We start from the raw sequence: 20,085 nt of genomic DNA on the forward strand, positions 1-20,085 counted from the left end.
TCTCCAAGTGAGATGGCATGACGCTTTACTGCACACAATATATATGTATGAGGCGATCCCGCTATCATAGGCTGAGCCCTTAGACCGGAGACTTTGCGTCTTCACCTTTCAGTGAATTTGCCGAAATTAATGTTAATAAACTTATTCAACATGTTTAAAAAACAATCAGAACAAGTGAAATTCTAACCCTTTAGTGCTTGATGTCAACTATAGAAAGTCATAAATCATTAGTAAAAAAGTAATTCATTTCTAAATTAGTAAGTTACGAAACCAAAAAAAGGACCTTACGGCCCTTTGAGTTAAATAACGAAAGGGAGTGTTATTAATTAAAAACGGTATTCTGCGCCTACGTAGTAGTAAGCACCGTTAAATCCAAATGGTGCCGAACGACGTGAGTAGTCAAACACACCTGAGCTACTTATTACTGTGTTGCCACTAGCATCCACAATAGTACCTGAGCGAGAGTTACCTATTTCGTTTTTATCTGGGTAAACGTCAAACAAGTTGTTTGCACCAATGTTTACCGACAAATCTTCAGTAACGAAGTAGTTAACTTTAACGTCAGTTAAAATCTCTGCACCATACGTTTGACGACCACCATCTTCTACTGTGTACTCACCAAAGCGATTAAGTGACAGGTTAACTGTCCAATCATCACGTTGATAAAGTGCACTTAAGTTAATACGATCCTCTGGTTGCCACTCTTCAATAATAGAGATGTCTTCAGCTGAAAATATATCGTCTACATTTACTGTCTCAAGGCTTGAGCCAGCAGGCGAAAATAACGATACAACATCTGTTTTAGTAAAGTTAGCTGCAAGTGTAAAATCAAGCGTGCCGCCTAAACCTTCAGTGTTCCACGTTGCTACAAAATCAACACCGCGAGTTTCTGTATCTGCACCATTTAAGAAAAACTGACCTACGCCTGCCCCCGCACTATTTAATGCAGCATCAAGGCTTGTAGATAAACCTTTACCTAAGCGGTCACTAATTACAATACGGTCGTCAATATCAATTGAGTAGTAATCAACGGTTACGTTAATATTATCGGTAACGTTATAAACAATACCTAAACTACGGTTTTGTGATTTTTCTTCTTTAAGCTTTGGAATACCTAAGCTTTGCGCAAGTGTTGAATCGTTTCTAAATGTCCCAACCTCTTCTGCCACTAAGTTACCATTAGCACCAACAACAAATTGCGTACTTACATTGTTGAAGTAAAGCTGCTGCATTGAAGGCGCTCTAAAACCTGAGCTTAATGCACCGCGTAATGAAATATCGTCGGTTACAGACCAGTTACCAGCAAGTTTAAAGTTTACTGTGTCGCCAAAGCCTTTGTAGTTATCGTAGCGAAGTGCACCCGATAAAATCACATCTTCAATTACATAAGCTTCTGCATCTACGTAAAATGAAATTACATCACGCGATTCATCAACCGATGATGCAGGAGACGAGCCACCAAAACCTTGCGAACCACCCGATGCGTCTTCAGAGCCAACACCGCCACTTAAACCATTGTAAATACTTACACCATTTAATGTGTCGTAATCGCGGTATGCGTACTCATTACCTTCTAAAATACGGTATTCGTCAGTACGGATTTCAGCACCCATTGCTAAAGAATAATCATCAAAGTTTTGCGTAAAATCAATATTGATTGTTTGCAGTGATAATTCCATGCCATAAGCGTATGCTTCACGTGGGATAGTTGTACGAATATCAGCAGCACTTAAACCTTGGTCATAACGTAAAAAGTTAGCGTATGAGGCATTGATAGTGTCACTTGTCGTGTAATCAATGCTGTTTTCACCATAGGTGTAAGATAAATCAAGGCTTGCATCGTTATCAAACTCAGTTTTATAACCAAAGTTGTACGAGATATCGTCGATAGTTGTATTAATTTTTGGTAAGAAACCTAATGGAACCGTCGCATCGTTATCTTGTAGTACTGGGTTACCACCTGCATTTGCATTATGACGGAAAAATGCAGCCGACTCATTTTCACGTGTTGAGTAAGTAATAAAGCCGTAAAGCTCGCCATCACCTAACTCGTAACCGGTATTAATTGTTAAACCAAACTGCTGAGAATCAGCATCACCAATTCTGAATGTATCACGATCGGCTGTCAGTTCACGCGGATCGCCAGCAAGTAAAGTACCGTCACTTAGTTCTGTACAACCATAAAACTGACAAGAGCCATGTAAACCTGCACGGTTAGTCGGTGCACGGTCACGGTAATTGATAGTTGTATTTAAATAGCCGTCATCACCTAGCGCAAAGCCCTTATTAAAATCAAGGTTAATGGTTTCGCCATCGCCTTCAGAATATTGACCGTAGTTAATAGCCGCTTTGCCACCTTCGCTACCATCTTTAAGTACAATATTAATAACACCTGCAATTGCATCAGAACCATACTGAGCAGCAGCGCCATCACGTAGCACTTCAATGCGTTTAATTGCAGAGGCTGGTATTGCATTCATATCAGTGCCTGCGGTACCACGCCCAACAGAGCCATTAATATGAATAATACTTGCTTGGTGACGACGTTTGCCGTTAATTAACACCAATGTTTGATCGGGACCCAAACCGCGAAGTGTCGCAGGTCTTAAAGCATCAGTACCGTCACTAATTGCAGAGCTTGAAAAGTTAAATGAAGGGGCGATAGACTGTAGCATACGACCAACTTCTGTTTGGCCTGTATTTTCAAGCGCTTCTGCACTTAAGATATCTACTGGAACGGGTAAATCTTCAACTGAACGTCCTGCTACACGGCTACCGACAATAGCAATTTTTTCAATTTTTTCTTGAGCGACTTCTTCTGCTGCGTTTACACCTTGCGAATTTACTGCAAGTAAAGCTGGTAATACTGCTGCACTGACCGCTGAAAGCTTCATCATGTTGTTATCATTCCTGTTGATTTGTTTGAGTTTTATACTCAGTAAACCATTTTGATCAACAACCGCATCGAGCTCAGTCCCACCTAATAATGCCTCAAGAGCATCTAGCTGAGTGTAAAATCCATACACTGAATTTGCATCATACTGCTTTGCCAACTCATAAGAAAACACCACGGTTTGCTCTGTTTGTTTAGCATATTCAATTAAGGCTTTGTCTGCTCGCTGCGCTTTTATATCAAATTGCACCATTTGCCCAGTGGTTTGAGTTGCGGCTTGTACACTCAAGCTAAAAATAGCCGGTGCAAGTACACTCAATCCACTCAATAAATGCGTTTGGTTACTGCGCAACTTACATAAACAGCTGACAAACAAAAATCCTCTATTGTTTTGTTTCTTTTTTTTAATGTTTTTTTTACGTTCAATCTTTATTGATGCAACTTTATCTAACATTAGTTTGATTTGCATAACGTCTACTTATGATTCTGTATGGTGTTTTAGCGTTACTACATGCTCACCTAAACGCTCATGATCAATAGAAAAATTAGTCTGTAAACTCTCTAGTAAACCTTCAACGTCACCTGCTTTAAATACCCCAGCTACTTTAATACTGGCGAGCTCGGCTGATGAAAGCTCAAAACGTGTGGCGGTATAGCGACTTACTTCATTTAAAGCATCGCTTAACTCTTCTCCATTAAAAATAAGCATGCCATTTTGCCATGCCAAATCGCGTTGTACGTCGTTCATTGAAAGCTGGGTAATTGGCTTTGTAACGCTTTGCTCTATAATTACTTTTTCGCCTGAGGTAACAATATTGGCATTAATTTGACGAATTTTTTGCGTGCTGTTATCTGCAAGTTGATAATCTTTAAAGTCATTTGCATCAACCGCTACACTAGGGTCGGTGATCATCACTTTGCCTTCGGTAACAACAAGCTCTAAATCTGACGAAGTATTGCGCTGTACATTAAAAACAGTACCCAGAGCGGTAAAACTTTTATCTCCCGCCATAACACTAAACGGGCGCGTAGCATCTTTTGCTACATTAAAACGCCCTTCTCCACGGCTTAGCAGTAACTGCCTACGACCTTTGCTGTACGCAACTTCTAGTAAGCTATTAGTATTAAGCTGCACTATAGTGCCGTCTGGCAATACATAGGTTGCTTGCTCGCCTACTTTTGTTTTGTAAATTTTAGTGTAGTTAACTTTTGCAAGCTCTTGGTTATAGCCGTTTTCTAAATTAATTAATAAGTAGCTGCATACCATTAGTGCCGCAAATAAACTCGCTGCAATTGAGTAAGAAAACATCCACTTATTTTTTGATGCTTTAGTATTGTTACGCTGAGGAAATAAATGACTTAATTCATTTAATACCGAAAGCTCATCCCAAAGTTGAGCAAGCTCGTATATAGAGTCTTGATGGGCGATGCTTTGCATCATCCATAATTTAAATTGCTCTTTTTCATCATCAGTTAAACCACGATCAATCGCGCTTATCCAATCACATGACTTTTCTAAAATTAAATCTTTTGAATTAAATTGATGAACATTACTCATTCTGCGACCCTCTTAACTGATATAGGGTGTGCTTGAGCTTTAGGATGCGTTTGAGAGCCTTGCTCATGTTCACGCATGTACAACATGGTTTGTAACAACCCTTTGGCAATGTGTTTTTCAACAGTGCTTTGGCTTAACTGCATTTGGTCTGCGATCTCTTTTTGGCTCATGCCGTAAACTTTTTTTAATATAAAGCATTTACGGATCGATGAGCTTAGTTGCTCAGTAGCTCTACAAAAAAGTAAAAAGCGCTCTTTAGATGTGTATTCATCTTCAAGCTTCATTGATTTAAGTAATACGGGTAATTCGTTATCGTTTTCTAACGAATCATTAAATTTGTTGTCCCACTTAGCTATATGGTTAAGTGCTAGGTGTTTTGCTGTTTTAAGCATGTAACTGCGGGTAAACTGGATGTCTTGTTTTAAATCAGCTTCATAGCTTTTTACAAAGGTTTCTTGCACAATATCTTCTACATCGTCGGGTTGAACAATGCGCGATACAAAACGTTTGAGCTGTTTAGATATATCAACAAATGTTGACGTGAATTTTACTTTTTTCGTCATCCTTAACATCCACCTGTTGTTATTTTTGTTGTTATTTTTATTACCAATAGATTACGAGTTTTTGATATAAAAACAAGCTCAAATGTTAATTCTGGGTTATTTAAATGGATAGGAAGATAAATGAGTAAATTTTTAGATTATATCCGACTTAGTTTCTTTGCATTCGGTTTACTACTTGGAGTGCAAATCCCTGCATTTATAAGCGATTTTGGCCAAGCATTATCAGCCCAATTAATTGAAGCTAATAGTGCCATTGCACCTTTTAAAAACGATGCAGCTAAGTATTTTAATAATGATTTAAATAAGCTAATTAAACACTATAAAAATATTGATGATGGGATTGTGAATAAAGGTGCAAGTAATATCAGTACACTTTACACACGACAACAAGACTTACAAATCGCTGTAAATAGGTTTGCGCAATCTCCATATATTTTTACTATGATCAGTGGCATGAGCGATGTAAAGCAACAAGTGTGGCAACGCTTTGAAGGTCAAATCATTTTAAAAAAAGACTCTATTATAGCCGCCATTGTTGCAGCTATTATAGTTGCCTTACTTGCCGAGCTTACTGGTTATTTGTTTTTAACTGGAGTAAAACGCTCATTTAAACGCTTATTCGCAGCTCAAAAATAGTGATTTCATAAAGTCATAAAATACATCGGTTTTGCGGGTAGTTAAGCTATTTTGCGGACGCAAAAACCAAACTGGTGCATCATCTTGTGCCATTACACCGGGCATAACTTCAACTAAAATGCCATTTTTAATATCTTCATGAATAGCTATCATTGATTTAATTGCAATGCCATGACCTGCAATGGCTGCTTGAGTCATATTGTCGGAATTAGAAATAGTAAAGCGTGTTCTTGCATTAAAAGTATGTGTTTTACCTTGTTCATCAAAAAGCTTTAATTGGCGCTGCCACGGCAGGCAAACCCAATAGTGTTCGCTCAATTGAGCTAAGCTTTTAGGCATGCCATATTTTTTTATGTAACTAGGAGCTGCGCAAAGTATACGTTTGTTGTTTACTATTTTCCGTGACAGTAAACCGGAATCATTTAATTGTCCTACACGAATTGCCACATCTTGTGCGTCATCAACCACATTTACAAAATGATCAGTAATTAAAAAATCAAGTTTTAGTTCAGGATAGGCCTGCTCTAACTCATTGAGTCTTGGCATTACGTATTTTGAAAAAATCCAAGGGGGCATAGTCACGCGTAATAAACCACTCACAGATGAACTACGCGCACCAATACTATGCTCAGCGTCGTGCAGCGCCTCCATTATAGCGCCAACTCGCGTATAAAATATTTCACCTGCGGGAGATAACCGTACTCGTCGGCTATCTCTAAAAACAAGTACTGTTGCAAGCTCACGTTCTAATTTACTTAAGCGATGGCTTACCGTTGCAGGCGATAAACGCTGCTCACGCGCAGCAGCAAGCACCCCTTTATTTTCAACTACTGCTATAAATGTTTCTAGGTCGCTTAAATTATACATAAAGATGCCATTGTGCACTTTTTAATGTTTAACATTTTCGAATGAAGCTTTCAGTTTTGCAATGTTTATTTAAATATGTAAAACACTATAATTGCAAATAGTCTAATTATTGAGGTTCAATCATGAGTTTAAAAGCGCAAATAGATGCCTATAACGTACAAAAAGATGCCAAGTTACCGGCTGACGTTTTAGCATTAATGAACACTACAAACGAAGAGCTTATTGCACAGCATATTAAAGACAATGCGTTGCAAATTGGTCAAAAAGTAGAAAACTTCAGCCTAGCCAATCATAAAGGCGAAAAGATTGAGCTTGCGGATTTATTAAAAAAAGGCCCGGTAATTATTAGCTTTTATCGTGGTGGCTGGTGCCCATATTGTAATTTAGAGCTAAAAGCACTTAATGACTACTTACCGCAATTTAAAACTCAAAATGCTCAGTTAGTCGCAATATCACCACAACTGCCTGATGAAACTCTCTCAACTGCACAAAAAAACGACCTTGAGTTTGATGTGCTTTCAGATGTTAGTAATAAAGTAGCTGAGCAATTTGGTTTATTGTTTACACTCGATGAGCGTATTCAAGCGTTATACACACAATTTGGTATTGATTTTGAACACTACTACGGCGATAAAAGCTTTAAATTGCCGCTACCGGCTACTTATGTGATAAACCAAGAAGGTATTATTACATACGCATTTTTAAACGAAGACTACACCCTACGCGCAGAACCTACTGATGTTATGGCAGCACTTGAATCGGAGAATAACTAATGTCTATTTTAAAATCGTTAAAAACACTTACTCTTTCACTACTTGTTGGCACAAGCCTTGTGTCAGGTTATGCAGTCGCTGATGAACCAAAAGAACAAACAAAGCCCAAAGTGCTTATTTTTGATGTAAACGAAACCCTACTTGATTTAACGTCAATGCGTACCTCTATTGGTAAAGCACTAGGCGGGCGTGAAGATTTATTACCACTGTGGTTTTCGACTATGCTGCACCATTCATTAGTAGATACAGTAAGCGGTAGTTATCACGACTTTGGGCAAATCGGGGTGGCGTCACTCCTTATGGTTGCTCAAAACAACAATATTGATATTACTAGTGAACAAGCTAAAACAGCTATTGTTACGCCTCTTTTAACGCTTCCTCCACACAGCGATGTTAAAGAAGGACTGGCAAAACTTAGAGCACAGGGCTATAAATTAGTAAGCCTTACAAATTCTTCAAACAAAGGTGTAAAGGCACAGTTTGAAAGCGCTGGTTTAATGTCTTACTTTGATGCACGTTACAGCATTGAAGATATTAAAATTTACAAACCAGACTTACGTGCTTATGAATGGGTACTTAAAAAGCTAAATGTAGCACCAAATGAAGCAATGATGGTTGCAGCCCATGGCTGGGATGTTGCTGGCGCAAAAGAAGCGGGCTTACAAACCACTTTCATTGCACGCCCAGGTAAAGCACTTTATCCATTAGCTAAAAAACCAGATCACGTTGTGAAAGATTTACATGAATTAGCCGCTCTACTTAAATAAGTATGCGCTGATGAATCAATACCCAAGCGGCCAATGTTAGGATGACATTGGCCGCTTTTTTATACCTAACCCTAATAATTTAGAATTTTAGTGTATTTATTTTCATAAAAAACATGTTAAAAAATTGAATGTAAACAAAGCATTTAGCCCGCTATGAGTTACTTTATCTGCTAGCAATTTAGTACTCACAACGCTACTATTAAATAAATACGTGGTGGAGAACATAATGAATAGTGAAAGATTAGGTGAGTTTGAGCAGTACTTTCAAATTAATGAAAGTATAAGAGTGAATTTATTCGCCGTATCGAACGGACAAGTTCCTAAATCGCAGCTTGAGCTAGAAGACGATATCCCCCCACTATTTAGATTAGCAAATGAAGTAAGTGAACTTGAGCAAAGCTCGTTACGACCCCTGCGTAACCTAGGCGATATAGCACAAGAGCTAGCTACATTTTTACAAGCGCAGTCACGTAAAATAGATTTAATAATGAGCCATATTTTGGCCTCAGAACAAGCCCAAGATAATGCAATACAATGTGATAGCTACGGCGGTGGCGGTATTCGCTTTACATCACCCGAAGTACACTCAATTGGCCAAGCATTTAGAACAAAACTGTTTTTGCACCACGAAGCCTCTGCGGTTTATTGTTACACCGAAGTTGTGACAGTAGAAAAACAAGATAGCGAACATTATCAATACACCCTACTCTTTACCGCAATTAGAACCACTGACCAAGAACTTATTGTTAGAGCAAGTTTACATGCTCAAACCCGCCAACTTAAAAAACGTCAAGAACTTGATCAAAACCAAGCCGATCTAAACAGTGATAATTAGCTGACATCTTTATGTAAAATGCTAAACTAGCGTCATCTTAATTAGTATATAATATTCATGAACTTTAGACTTTTACCAGAATGGGCCGAGCAAGACGCTGTTATGCTTACATGGCCTCATAAAGACACAGATTGGGCTGATAATTTAGCACGTGTAGAACCTGTATATATTGAGCTTGCTAAACATATAACAACGCAGCAACAGCTTGTTATTGTGGCGCATAACAGTGCCTTAAAAATGCATATTACAGCATTGCTAAATAGCGCTAACATCTCTCTTAATCGTGTTCATTTTGTAGTAACGCCTACCAACGATACCTGGGCGCGCGATCATGGCCCGCTTACTTGCGCCGCTATTGATTCACCAGAGCAACTAAAAGTATATGATTTTACTTTCAATGGTTGGGGCAATAAATTTGAAAGCGCATTAGACAATCAAATTAATCGTACTTTGGTAAAAGAGCTAAGTAGCACAAACAACCAATATCAAGCGCTCGATATGGTACTTGAAGGTGGCGGTATTGAAATAAACGAGCATGGTGTGTTGCTAACAACCAGCGAATGTTTGCTTAACAAAAACCGTAACTCAGATTTAAACCCTGCTGACATAGAAGTACTTTTAAAAGAGCACTTGGGCGCAACACATTTTTTATGGGTTGATCATGGCTATTTAGCCGGTGATGACACCGACAGCCACATTGATACCTTAGTGCGCTTTGCTCCAAATAATACCCTTGTATATGTGCAGTGTGACGATAAAACTGATGAGCACTTTAGCGCACTTGATGCAATGGAAAAACAACTAAGAACCTTTAAAACTGCCGATAACACCCCATATAACTTAATTGAGTTACCGTGGCCAAAAGCCGCGTATGACGATGAGCAAACACGCTTACCGGCTACCTACGCTAACTACTTAATTATTAATAATGCTGTGCTTGTGCCAACGTATAATGATGCCAATGATGAACGTGCTCTAGCACAAGTTCAAAAAGCATACCCACAACACACTATTATTGGCGTTAATTGCCAACCAATAATTAAACAATTTGGCAGCCTGCACTGTATTACAATGCAATTACCTCGTGGATTTTTAGCTGGAGCAGCACAATGACAAGCCCTGCAAAATTAACCGTTGCGTTAGTGCAACAAAGCAATACCGATAACGCTCAGCACAATATGGCAAAATCAATGAGTGCCATTCGTGAAGCCGCTCAAAAAGGTGCAAAACTGGTTGTACTTCAAGAGCTACACCGAAGCCTCTATTTTTGCCAAACCGAAAATGTTGACGTATTTGATTTAGCCGAAACCATTCCAGGCCCTAGCAGTAACGCCTTAGGTGGGCTTGCTAAAGAGCTAAGCATTGTTATTGTGGCCTCTTTATTTGAAAAACGCGCTACGGGCCTTTATCACAACACCGCGGTTGTATTAGAACAAGATGGCAGTATTGCGGGTAAATACCGCAAAATGCATATTCCTGATGACCCTGGTTTTTACGAAAAATTCTACTTTACCCCAGGTGATATCGGTTTTGAGCCTATTCAAACCTCGGTGGGTAAATTAGGCGTGCTAGTATGTTGGGATCAATGGTTTCCTGAAGCTGCCCGCTTAATGGCAATGGCAGGCGCTGAAGTGTTAATTTACCCAACCGCTATTGGTTGGGATCCTAACGACGACATTGCTGAGCAAACTCGTCAAAAAGATGCGTGGGTTATTAGTCAGCGTGCCCATGCTGTTGCCAATGGTGTACCAGTAATTAGCTGTAATCGTGTCGGCCATGAAAGTGACCCAAGTGCGCAAAGCGATGGTATTGCGTTTTGGGGGAATTCGTTCATTGCAGGCCCACAAGGTGAATTATTAGCAGAGGCTAATAATACTGATGAGCAAATTTTAGTGGTTGAAATTGATCAAAAACGCTCAGAAAACGTAAGACGTATTTGGCCGTTCCTACGTGACCGACGAATTGATCACTATAAAGACCTAACAAAAATATACCGAGACTAGGTAATCTTAACTCAAGATGGCTCTTACTTGCTAAGAGCCAACTATAAATGGAGTAATAAATGGCGTTTGAGCAATGGGCAGCCTTGCCTTGGGTAAAATCTCAAAAAGATAAAATTCAATGGGGCCAGCTAAGCGGAAGTGGTTTAAGTATTGCCATTGCTGAAGGCGTTAAACAACAAGACAACTTAGTCTTGATTGTTACGCCTGATACACCAAGCGCACTGCGCCTTGAAACAGAATTAGAATATTTATTACCCGATAACCCAGTAATGGTATTTCCTGATTGGGAAACTCTGCCATACGATCACTTTTCTCCCCATCAAGATATTATTTCAGCCCGTTTAGCCACTTTAAACACCTTAAAAAAAGAACAACAAAGTGTGTTAATTGTGCCTGTATCTACCTTAATGTTGCGCACAGCCCCGGCCTCGTTTATTTACGGTTCAACAATAAACTTTAAAGTGGGCGACAAGCTAGACACACATAACTTTCGTGACAACCTAGAGCAAGCTGGTTATTTAAATGTTCAACAAGTAATGGAGCACGGCGAATACGCTATACGCGGCTCTATCGTTGACTTATATCCAATGGGCAGCCCGCATCCATTTAGACTCGATTTTTTTGATGACGAACTCGACACAATTCGCTTATTTGATGTAGAAACGCAGCGTTCTGATGAAAAAGTAGATAAAATTGAGCTACTTCCAGCGCATGAATTTCCTACTAACGACGCTGATATTGAACGTTTTAGAATAAGCTACCGCGAAAAATTTGGTGCAAGCTCGCAGCAAGACTCTGTATACATGCAAGTAAGCAAAGGTAACTGGCCTGCCGGTATCGAATACTACATGCCGTTGTTTTTTGAAAAGCTAGCGACTATTTTTGACTACTTGCCAGATACGACAACTGTTATGCAGCTGGGTGATTTAGAGCACGCGGCAGATAACTTTTGGCACGATGTAAATGTACGCTATGAGAACCGCAGAGTTGACCCACTTCGTCCATTACTTGAACCCAATGCGCTTTATCAGCCTATTGAAGAGCTGTTTTCTAATTTAGGCAATTTTGCACGTATTCGTTTATCTCTTGCAAAGCTTGGTACTAAAGCGGGCAATAAAAACTTAAGCGTTAGCGAGCTACCAGCGATTAGAATTGATCATAAGCAGCATGAACCTTATGCCGCGTTTATAAATTATGTAGCAGAGCAAAAAAAGAAAAAAGGCCGCATATTACTCAGTGTTGAATCCGATGGTCGTCGCGAATCATTACTGAGCATTTTAAAACCAAGCGGTTTAAAATTTAAAGAATTTGAAACACTTGAGCAATTTACAAAAAGCGCGAGTGACGTAGGTTTAATAGTAAGTCCGCTCGAGCAAAGTGTAGTACTGGGCACTAAACCCAGCCTTTCTATTATTACCGAACAAGAACTGCTAGGCATTAAAGTCTCTCAGCGCAGACGCCGCAAGCACAAGTACGAAGCCAGCCAAGATGCGCTCATTCGTAACTTAGCCGAGCTTAAGGAAGGTCAGCCTGTTGTGCATCTCGATCATGGTGTTGGTCGCTATCAGGGTTTGCAAACAATTGATGCTGCAGGTGTAATTACTGAGTTTGTTACCATCACATATGCAAGTGAAGCTAAATTGTACGTGCCAGTATCGGCGCTACATATGCTAAGCCGCTACTCGGGTGGTGAAGAAGCCAGCGCCCCGCTGCATAAGCTTGGCTCAGATGCATGGGAAAAAGCTAAAAAGCGAGCGGCTGAAAAAGTCCGCGATGTTGCCGCCGAATTGCTCGACATTTATGCACAACGCCAAGCAAAACCAGGTAATAAATTTACTTTAGACGCACCAGCATATCGCCAATTTAGCGATAGCTTCCCATTTGAGGAAACTGACGATCAGCGAAGCGCCATAGAAGCAGTGTTAGGTGATATGCAATCAAAGCAAGCCATGGACCGATTAGTGTGTGGTGACGTAGGCTTTGGTAAAACAGAAGTAGCCATGCGCGCTGCTTTTGTAGCGGTTAACGATGATAAACAAGTGGCAATTTTAGTGCCTACCACTTTGCTGGCTCAACAACACTTTGAAAACTTTAAAGACCGTTTTGCTGATTTTCCTATTGAAGTTGGTGTACTTTCGCGTTTTAACTCCACTAAAGAACAAAAAGACACGCTTGAGAAAATGGCCAACGGTAAGCTCGATATTGTTATTGGTACACATAAACTTATTCAGCAAGACATTAAGTTTAACGACTTAGGTTTACTCATTGTTGATGAAGAACATCGCTTTGGTGTACGCCAAAAAGAGAAAATTAAAGCACTACGTGCCGATGTAGACATACTTACACTCACTGCAACGCCAATACCGCGTACACTTAATATGGCTATGAGTGGCATGCGTGATTTATCAATTATCGCGACCCCGCCTGCTAAACGTTTAGCGGTTAAAACCTTTGTACGCCAACGCGATGTAGAACTAATACGCGAAGCGGTACTGCGTGAAATTAAACGCGGTGGCCAAGTTTACTTTTTACATAACAATGTAGAAACTATTGAGCGTGTTGCACAAGAGATCAGTGAATGGGTGCCTGAAGCAAGCGTCACCTCAGCTCACGGTCAAATGCGCGAGCAAGAACTTGAGCAAATAATGACTGACTTCTATCATCAAAAATACAACGTGTTGGTATGTACCACGATTATCGAAACCGGTATCGATGTACCTACAGCCAACACCATTATTATGGATAGAGCAGATAAACTCGGCCTTGCACAGTTACACCAATTACGTGGGCGAGTTGGCCGAAGCCATCATCAAGCGTATGCCTATTTACTAACAGGTGACCCAAAAGCCCTTTCTAAAGATGCGAGTAAACGCTTACAAGCGATCGAATCGTTAGAAGATTTAGGTGCAGGTTTTGCCCTAGCAACACACGATTTAGAAATTCGTGGTGCGGGTGAGTTACTTGGCGACGATCAATCTGGTCAAATGCAAACTATCGGTTTTAGCTTGTACATGGAAATGCTCGAGCAAGCTGTAAATGCGCTACGTGAAGGTAAAGAACCAACACTTGAAAACCTACTTAAAAAGCAAACCGAAGTGGATTTAAAACTGGCTGCACTATTGCCTGATGATTACATACACGATGTAAATGCACGTTTAGGTATGTACAAGCGCGTTGCAAGTTGTGCTAACCTTGATGACATGGATGAACTGCAAGTTGAGTTGATAGACCGTTTTGGTTTGCTGCCAGATGCTGCTAAAAACTTGTTTAGCTTACAACAGCTTAAAATGCAGGCCAGTAACTTGGGTATAACAAAGATTGAAGCAAACCCTAAGGGCGGTTACTTTGAGTTTAGCCAAGATACCAAGGTTAACCCTAGCTTCATTATAGGTTTGATACAAAGTGCGCCTAAGGTGTACAAAATGGATGGCGCGAATAAACTGCGCTTTGCAATTAGTGAGGCTAATGCCCGCGAACGCTTAAAAATGGTCACTGCAATGATTGCAGATTTCGAAAAAAAGGTTAGCCATTAATGTTGCTAAAAAAATCGCTTGTTATTTTATGCTGCTTATTTAGTAGCACTGCATTTGCAGAGCGTTGGTTTGAGGTTGAGGTGCTGGTATTTAAACAGCGCCCTGCTCCATATTTACAAGAAGACTTTACCCTTAAGCACAAAGCTATTGAGGATAAAAATTCTCTAGATTTAATGACGCCACTTTACACAGAGCAAGCAATGCAAGCCTGTATAGATGGCGATGAGCGTTTTCAAAAACGCTCTTTTACCGATTCCTTAGTTAATTCAAACCCGCAATCGGGTGTATGCGGTGACAGTACAAACTACCTACAAAGCTATGATGAGCTACCTATTACACCTCTAGCCCCCGCTAAAGATGATATGCAGCAAACTTATTTATTAGCGCCAGAACAACTGCAATTTAAAGCGCAGTACCAACAGCTAGATCGCAAAGGGTTAACACCTATACTGCATACTGGTTGGCGCTTTGAAGGCGCAAGTAAGTCGCGTGCTCCAAGTATGCATTTAATAGCAGGTAAACACCTTAAAAGTGATTCTAACGTAACCCCTAGCTATTCAAATCCTGATTTTGTAAGTTTATTAAATTCACAACCTGAACTATTTAACGACCCAGACCAATCAAAAGCAGAATGGGAACTAGATGGCTTATTTAAAATACACTTACGACATTATTTATACATTACAGCTAATTTTGATATTAGCCAAAAGCTAGAAAATGGCGACATAGAGTCAGCCCGCTTTTCTCAGTTTAGACGTGTAATAAGTGGTGAAGTACATTACTTTGACCACCCACGAATGGGCATGATCGTCCAAATCAGAAAATTCAAACATTAATACTAAGTAGGATATAACAATGAAAAAACTCCTTATCATCGCAGCTACATTAAGCCTTGCGGCTTGTTCTAAAGTAAGCCTTGAAAGCTACGAAAAAATTAAAGTAGGTATGGATAAGACTGAAGTTGAAACCATTTTAGGCAGTGCAGATAACTGTGTTGAAAAAACACTGCATACTAATTGTGTGTGGGGCGATGAAGCGAAAAATATCGAGATCACGCTAGTATCAAACAAAGTAACTTTATACAGCAAACATGGTTTAGCTAAATAAAATTTAAAAAAGGGACTGATTTTACCAGTCCCTTTTTTACTCATAAGCTTACTTTTTAGAGTAAATAAGCTCAATATTAACGATTTTACTGCGATTTAACGTTATTTTATAGCGTTGGTAAAGTGTTCTATCTTCCTCAGTCAGCACAAGCACCATGTTAAGTTGGTAGCGCCGTTCAACCGCCTGCTTAGAAATTTTATTACTATCTAAATGATATAACTTCCCTTCACCACGCTTTAAATAACGCGCAAATGGTGCAAGACTAAATTGCAGTGTTTGTTGCAGTGTATCGTAACCGGGTAAAAATTCTTTTGCACTAACACGTGTCTCACTTGCAAAGTGTAACCACTGCGCGGCTTGTTTATTTTGCTGACGACGCTTTGAAAAAATAGATCTAACTTCTTTAGGTATTTTTTTAAAGCGTGTGTATTCAAGCCAAATTAGCTGACTCGCTATTTTGTCTTTGGTAATACTATTTTTAAAACTAAATCGCCACTTAGGTCGCCCTTGTACAATAGCTCGCCAGATCATACGTGTAATGTCTTCTTTAAATATTTCACGTAGTCCGTAAATGACCCCCAAAATTAAAATAAGCGTCGCGGTGACTTCAGTAAACGTTGAGCGGGCATTAAGTATCACAACCATCACAAATGCCATGATAACAGCTGTTACAGTGCCTTTAACTAATCGTTTAAGGTAGCTGTTAAGAAAACGCGTTTGGCGCTGTAATATAACGCCATGCTCAATTAAACGTTGTAACAAGCGCATTTTATTTGTTATTCGATTTGCGTCTTGCATGGTGGTTTCAGAATTGTAGCTTTTCTCTGCTCGGTACGTATTTTCGTTTTTACAAAACTGCAGTAAATCGTTACGCTCTTTTGCATAATCGCTACTACGTGGGCCTTCATCTAAAAGCTTTAAAAATGATTGCTCAACATGCCAACTTAAATAGTTGTCAGCATTGGTAAAAAATGGAAGTAGTTTTTCGTCATCTGGCGTGTAGCGACGCAGCTTTTTTAAGAGGCCTTCACTTTGTTCATATACTTCGTTAGCGCGTTTATAAAAGTCTTCTGCTTCATCAATTTTTAACGCGTCTTTAATGTCGGCATCAAGGGCTAAACGCACTTGGTAACAAAATAAATTAAGGTTTTGACGGTAATCTTGCTGCTCACCTTTGTTTTTACTCACAAAGCGGCTTCGTACTAATGGCAAGTGTATATTGTTAGCGTTGTATGCTAAATGTGATTTAAAGTGGTTATTAAAGTAAGATTCTTCGGTAAGCGTTTGCGGATTAATCCCCATTTCATTAGGGATAGAAAAATACAGATCTATGCGCTGTTCAGAACGAGGAGTTAGTTCTGGCTCAATGACAAAAGATAAGTTTTCATCTTGTTTTAACAATCAGTTCTCCTTCTAAAATATCGTTTTAGTGTACTTGTCTCCTTTGTTTTGTTCAATAAAAAAGGCTCAGTAAATACTGAGCCTTAATACGATTAATGTGCTAGTTAAAACTTGTAGTTTACACTTGCAAAAACACGTGAACCAATTACATCATAAACTTCTGGAACAGTACCCATATCGTTACCACCTAATACTTTCTCAGGCTCTTTATCGAAAATGTTGTTCATGCCACCAGTAAATCGTAATGCATCATTCAAGTTGTAGCTCATTGAAATATCGTGGTAAATAACGTTGTCAGTACTAAAGTTTTCACCGTAGTAGTCACCATCCATTCCACGAAGGAATCTTGCGTTATAAAGGATATTTAATGAATCAGTTAGATCGTAATTAACTGAAAGGTTAGACTTTATTTTAGAGTAACCACCGATGTTGCCATCAATAGTACCTGTGTAATTAATGTCATCTTCTTCAAACTTAATTAAATAAGTTGTATCAAGGTTTATACGGTAGTTATCTGCAGAGTAGCTAATATTCCAATCAACACCTGACGTTTCTTGAGAACCTACGTTAGTTAGTGCTGAACTTAGGTTAGATAAGTCACCAGATTGTGTGATGTTTACTGATGAACATGATTCTGAGTCACCTGCAAAACAGCTATTCATTTCGTTTTGAACATCTAAGCGAGTAATCGCATTAGTAATATCAAACTTCCAGTAATCTAGAGTTGTTGATAAACCGTCAGCTACTTCCCAAACCATACCAAAAGTGAAAGAGCGACTTTCTTCGGCTTTAAGATCGTTATCACTTGTGTAGTTTACAAGTATTTGAGCATCTTGTTCGTTGCCCCATGGATCAGCTAGGTAATCGTACGAACCTGAGTTACCACCAAACAGTTCTGATACGTTTGGTGCTCTAAAGCCAGTAGCTAATACAGAACGAACCATAAACTCTTCAGTTACATTCCACGTTGCACCAAGTTTCCACGTTGTTTCGCCACCAAAGGTAGAGTAGTTATCGTAGCGAGCAGCACCTTCAAGGGTAACAGTCTCTAATACCGGCATAGATGTTTCAAAGTAGATAGACTGTACTGAGAAATCACCTTCAGTTGGATCTTGTTGTGCAGCTGTGCTCTCACCAAGCTGAGTAATTAGATCTGGTGTGTAGTAACCACTTTCAAAGCGGTTTTCTACACCGATTGCGTAACCAATATCACTTTCTGTTACTGCGCTATAACCAGCTGAAAGAATAAATTGCTCGTTACCACCTTCGTTTGACTCAGTATAAATTGAATCGTTAGATGTTAATAAGCTACGATCTAAAGAATCACCGCTGAACCAAAGAGCTTGGTTTGCATAAATGCTTTCTTCAACTCGACTTGCATTAATTGAGTTTTGAACTTTATCTTTTGAGTCATTACGGCCGTAAGTTGCACTTACATCCCAGCTTGCATCGTTATCTAATAAACCTTGTAATGCAACAGATACACGGTAAGTGTCAGTTTCTTGCTCATAAATACGAGGACCAGCATCAACCATTCTTCTTCTGTACTCTAAAGAGTCAGCAAGATCGCCTGTATCTGCGTCACGGAAGCTATCTGTGTAAGTTGAATCCAAGCTAGAAGTACTTAAATCAATACTTGCTGGTTGTGGTGCAAGTTGTTGATTAGATTCACGACGTGTATACATCAAATCAACATTAAATGTAGTGTCTGAGTCTAGCTCTTTGTCAAAACTAGTAAATAAGCTGTATAGCTCATTAGGTGTTTGAGCATAGCTTGATGTTGTGAAGTCGTATGAAGTAGTTCTATCTGCAAAAACACCATTACCCTGGTAAGTTCTGCCACCCAGTGTTCCTTCAGGGATAAATGAAGACTCGCCAGGCTCTACAAAACGACGATCCGACTGAATTACTTCACCACGGTTTGAGTATTGAGCACCAACAACTAAGTTGCCATCGGCAATATTCATTCCGTGTAATAAACTAACACCGTAGTTATTCCCATCACCTTTTGTAGTGCGGCTTCCTTCAACGTTAAGCTCTGAACCTTCAAAATCTTTCTTTGTTATGATGTTAACAACACCAGCAATAGCATCAGAGCCATATACTGCAGACGCGCCGTCTTTTAAGATTTCGATAGATTTGATCATTGCTACAGGAATGGTATTTAAATCAACAGAAGAATCTGCGCCGGTACCTGAAGAAACCATACGACGACCATTTAATAATACCAGTGTGCGTTGCGAACCCATACCACGTAAGTTAACTGTCGCAGAACCACCTGAACCATTATTACTTGAAGCGCCTAAGCTAATACCAGCAGCTGATGGCTGAGTAGAAAGTATGTCAGCAACAGATGTGAAACCACTTTTTGCAATGAAGTCATCACCGATAACTGTGATTGGGCTTGCTGTTTCCATATCAGTACGGTTAATACGAGAGCCCGTAACCTGAATTTTTTCAATTGATGTAGCTGCTTCGTCAGCCGCTAAAACTTGCACACTTGAGAACATTGGTATTGCTGCAATTACAGCTAAGCCAAGAGTTGATTTTTTCATGAAAGAACCCTACTTGTTGAAGTTTACCTTTATTGGTAATGCTCACTTGTTATAAGAATAGTGAGTCAGATGGGCAACTTAGGCGCTTTTAACTGAACGAAAACTTAACGCCAGTACGTTTTTTATCAGCCAACAAAATAGAACAACTCTTTTGGGGACATACGTTACAACTTGTTTCATTGTTAACTAATAAATACACTTAAATATCAATAGCATAAACAATTTAAGATACTTAAATAACACAGTTGAAACCAAACTGGTCAACTTTGTAATTCAATGTAACTAATCGAATCATGTACCAAATTCAGATAAATTAACAAGTTAATCACAGCAAATTATTAAAACCGCAAAACTAAATGTTAATTACTAACCGAATTTACCCATGTTTGGTGCTTAAATAGCTTTATTTGACTACTTTGCGGTTTTTTTGATTAGACTTTTTGTTCAGCCACAATTAAAACTGTGTCTTTATTGAATTAGTTTCATATTATAAAAACTTAATTGGCTACTTGATTCAAATAGCAGTTTTAGTGATCTTCTCGCTTGAATAATCGTATGGATAACAATGCAAATTGCTAATGGTAAATGGATTGC

Annotated in this window: 15 protein-coding genes and 1 riboswitch; of the genes, 9 read left to right on the forward strand and 6 right to left on the reverse strand. The window is 39.3% G+C overall.

Translation table 11 applies throughout. From position 1 onward, the window contains the following. Positions 1–48: 48 nt before the first annotated feature. A riboswitch (cyclic di-GMP riboswitch) is annotated at positions 49–132 on the reverse strand. Positions 133–326: 194 nt separating this feature from the next. Genes I6F50_RS05950 through I6F50_RS05960 form a run of 3 tightly spaced genes read right to left on the reverse strand, consistent with a single transcriptional unit; the run spans position 327 to position 5,014 of the window. After that, the gene (locus I6F50_RS05950) at positions 327–3,362 is read right to left on the reverse strand and encodes a TonB-dependent siderophore receptor (protein ID WP_197175602.1); all 3,036 of its coding nucleotides are present in this window, start codon (positions 3,360–3,362) and stop codon (positions 327–329) included. Between the two features lie 9 nt (positions 3,363–3,371). Next, positions 3,372–4,451 (reverse strand): FecR family protein, encoded by a 1,080-nt coding sequence (locus I6F50_RS05955; RefSeq protein WP_007585689.1) that lies wholly within the window; start codon positions 4,449–4,451, stop codon positions 3,372–3,374. Continuing rightward, positions 4,448–5,014, reverse strand: coding sequence for an RNA polymerase sigma factor (locus tag I6F50_RS05960; protein ID WP_024594383.1), 567 nt, complete (start codon positions 5,012–5,014; stop codon positions 4,448–4,450). Before I6F50_RS05960 ends, I6F50_RS05955 begins: the two co-directional genes overlap by 4 nt. 120 nt (positions 5,015–5,134) lie before the next feature. Here I6F50_RS05960 and I6F50_RS05965 point away from each other — a divergent pair, with 120 nt between their 5' ends. Further along, positions 5,135–5,650 carry a DUF2937 family protein gene (locus I6F50_RS05965; RefSeq protein ID WP_024594382.1) on the forward strand — a complete coding sequence of 172 codons (516 nt, stop codon included), beginning with the start codon at positions 5,135–5,137 and terminating at the stop codon, positions 5,648–5,650. On the opposite strand, the gene I6F50_RS05970 is transcribed toward I6F50_RS05965, so the two are convergent. Further along, positions 5,630–6,517 (reverse strand): LysR family transcriptional regulator, encoded by an 888-nt coding sequence (locus I6F50_RS05970; protein WP_007585683.1) that lies wholly within the window; start codon positions 6,515–6,517, stop codon positions 5,630–5,632. The genes I6F50_RS05965 and I6F50_RS05970 overlap by 21 nt on opposite strands. Positions 6,518–6,639: 122 nt before the next feature. Between I6F50_RS05970 and I6F50_RS05975 the strand changes: the two genes are divergently transcribed. The 8 genes from I6F50_RS05975 to I6F50_RS06010 all read left to right on the forward strand — a co-directional run bounded on the left by I6F50_RS05975 (position 6,640) and on the right by I6F50_RS06010 (position 15,535). After that, positions 6,640–7,290, forward strand: a complete 651-nt coding sequence (locus I6F50_RS05975) for a peroxiredoxin-like family protein (RefSeq protein WP_024594381.1) — start codon at positions 6,640–6,642, stop codon at positions 7,288–7,290. Then, positions 7,290–8,057: a haloacid dehalogenase type II gene (locus I6F50_RS05980; protein WP_010554072.1), complete on the forward strand. Its 768-nt coding sequence runs from the start codon at positions 7,290–7,292 to the stop codon at positions 8,055–8,057. The genes I6F50_RS05975 and I6F50_RS05980 overlap by 1 nt, the downstream gene beginning before the upstream one ends. A 226-nt stretch (positions 8,058–8,283) precedes the next feature. Continuing rightward, positions 8,284–8,892 (forward strand): PilZ domain-containing protein, encoded by a 609-nt coding sequence (locus I6F50_RS05985; protein ID WP_197175603.1) that lies wholly within the window; start codon positions 8,284–8,286, stop codon positions 8,890–8,892. A 57-nt stretch (positions 8,893–8,949) separates the two neighbouring features. Continuing rightward, the gene (locus I6F50_RS05990) at positions 8,950–10,005 is read left to right on the forward strand and encodes an agmatine/peptidylarginine deiminase (RefSeq protein WP_197175605.1); all 1,056 of its coding nucleotides are present in this window, start codon (positions 8,950–8,952) and stop codon (positions 10,003–10,005) included. Beyond that, the gene (locus I6F50_RS05995; RefSeq protein ID WP_024594378.1) at positions 10,002–10,895 is read left to right on the forward strand and encodes a carbon-nitrogen hydrolase; all 894 of its coding nucleotides are present in this window, start codon (positions 10,002–10,004) and stop codon (positions 10,893–10,895) included. The genes I6F50_RS05990 and I6F50_RS05995 overlap by 4 nt, the downstream gene beginning before the upstream one ends. A gap of 59 nt (positions 10,896–10,954) precedes the next feature. Continuing rightward, on the forward strand, positions 10,955–14,428 hold the full coding sequence (mfd, locus tag I6F50_RS06000; protein WP_197175607.1) for a transcription-repair coupling factor: 3,474 nt from the start codon (positions 10,955–10,957) through the stop codon (positions 14,426–14,428). Then, positions 14,428–15,264 carry a peptidoglycan binding protein CsiV gene (locus tag I6F50_RS06005; protein WP_197119467.1) on the forward strand — a complete coding sequence of 279 codons (837 nt, stop codon included), beginning with the start codon at positions 14,428–14,430 and terminating at the stop codon, positions 15,262–15,264. Before mfd ends, I6F50_RS06005 begins: the two co-directional genes overlap by 1 nt. A 19-nt stretch (positions 15,265–15,283) precedes the next feature. Beyond that, on the forward strand, positions 15,284–15,535 hold the full coding sequence (locus tag I6F50_RS06010; RefSeq protein ID WP_197119466.1) for a DUF3862 domain-containing protein: 252 nt from the start codon (positions 15,284–15,286) through the stop codon (positions 15,533–15,535). A gap of 48 nt (positions 15,536–15,583) precedes the next feature. Here the strand turns inward: I6F50_RS06010 and I6F50_RS06015 are convergent, their stop codons facing one another. Together I6F50_RS06015 and I6F50_RS06020 are read right to left on the reverse strand one after the other, a co-directional pair. Further along, the gene (locus I6F50_RS06015; RefSeq protein WP_007585662.1) at positions 15,584–16,936 is read right to left on the reverse strand and encodes a hypothetical protein; all 1,353 of its coding nucleotides are present in this window, start codon (positions 16,934–16,936) and stop codon (positions 15,584–15,586) included. Between the two features lie 104 nt (positions 16,937–17,040). Next, positions 17,041–19,491 (reverse strand): TonB-dependent receptor, encoded by a 2,451-nt coding sequence (locus I6F50_RS06020; protein ID WP_007585660.1) that lies wholly within the window; start codon positions 19,489–19,491, stop codon positions 17,041–17,043. Between the last annotated feature and the right edge of the window lie 594 nt (positions 19,492–20,085).

This window comes from Pseudoalteromonas sp. NZS127_1 (assembly GCF_015864295.1).
Classification (GTDB): Bacteria; Pseudomonadota; Gammaproteobacteria; order Enterobacterales; family Alteromonadaceae; genus Pseudoalteromonas; species Pseudoalteromonas arctica.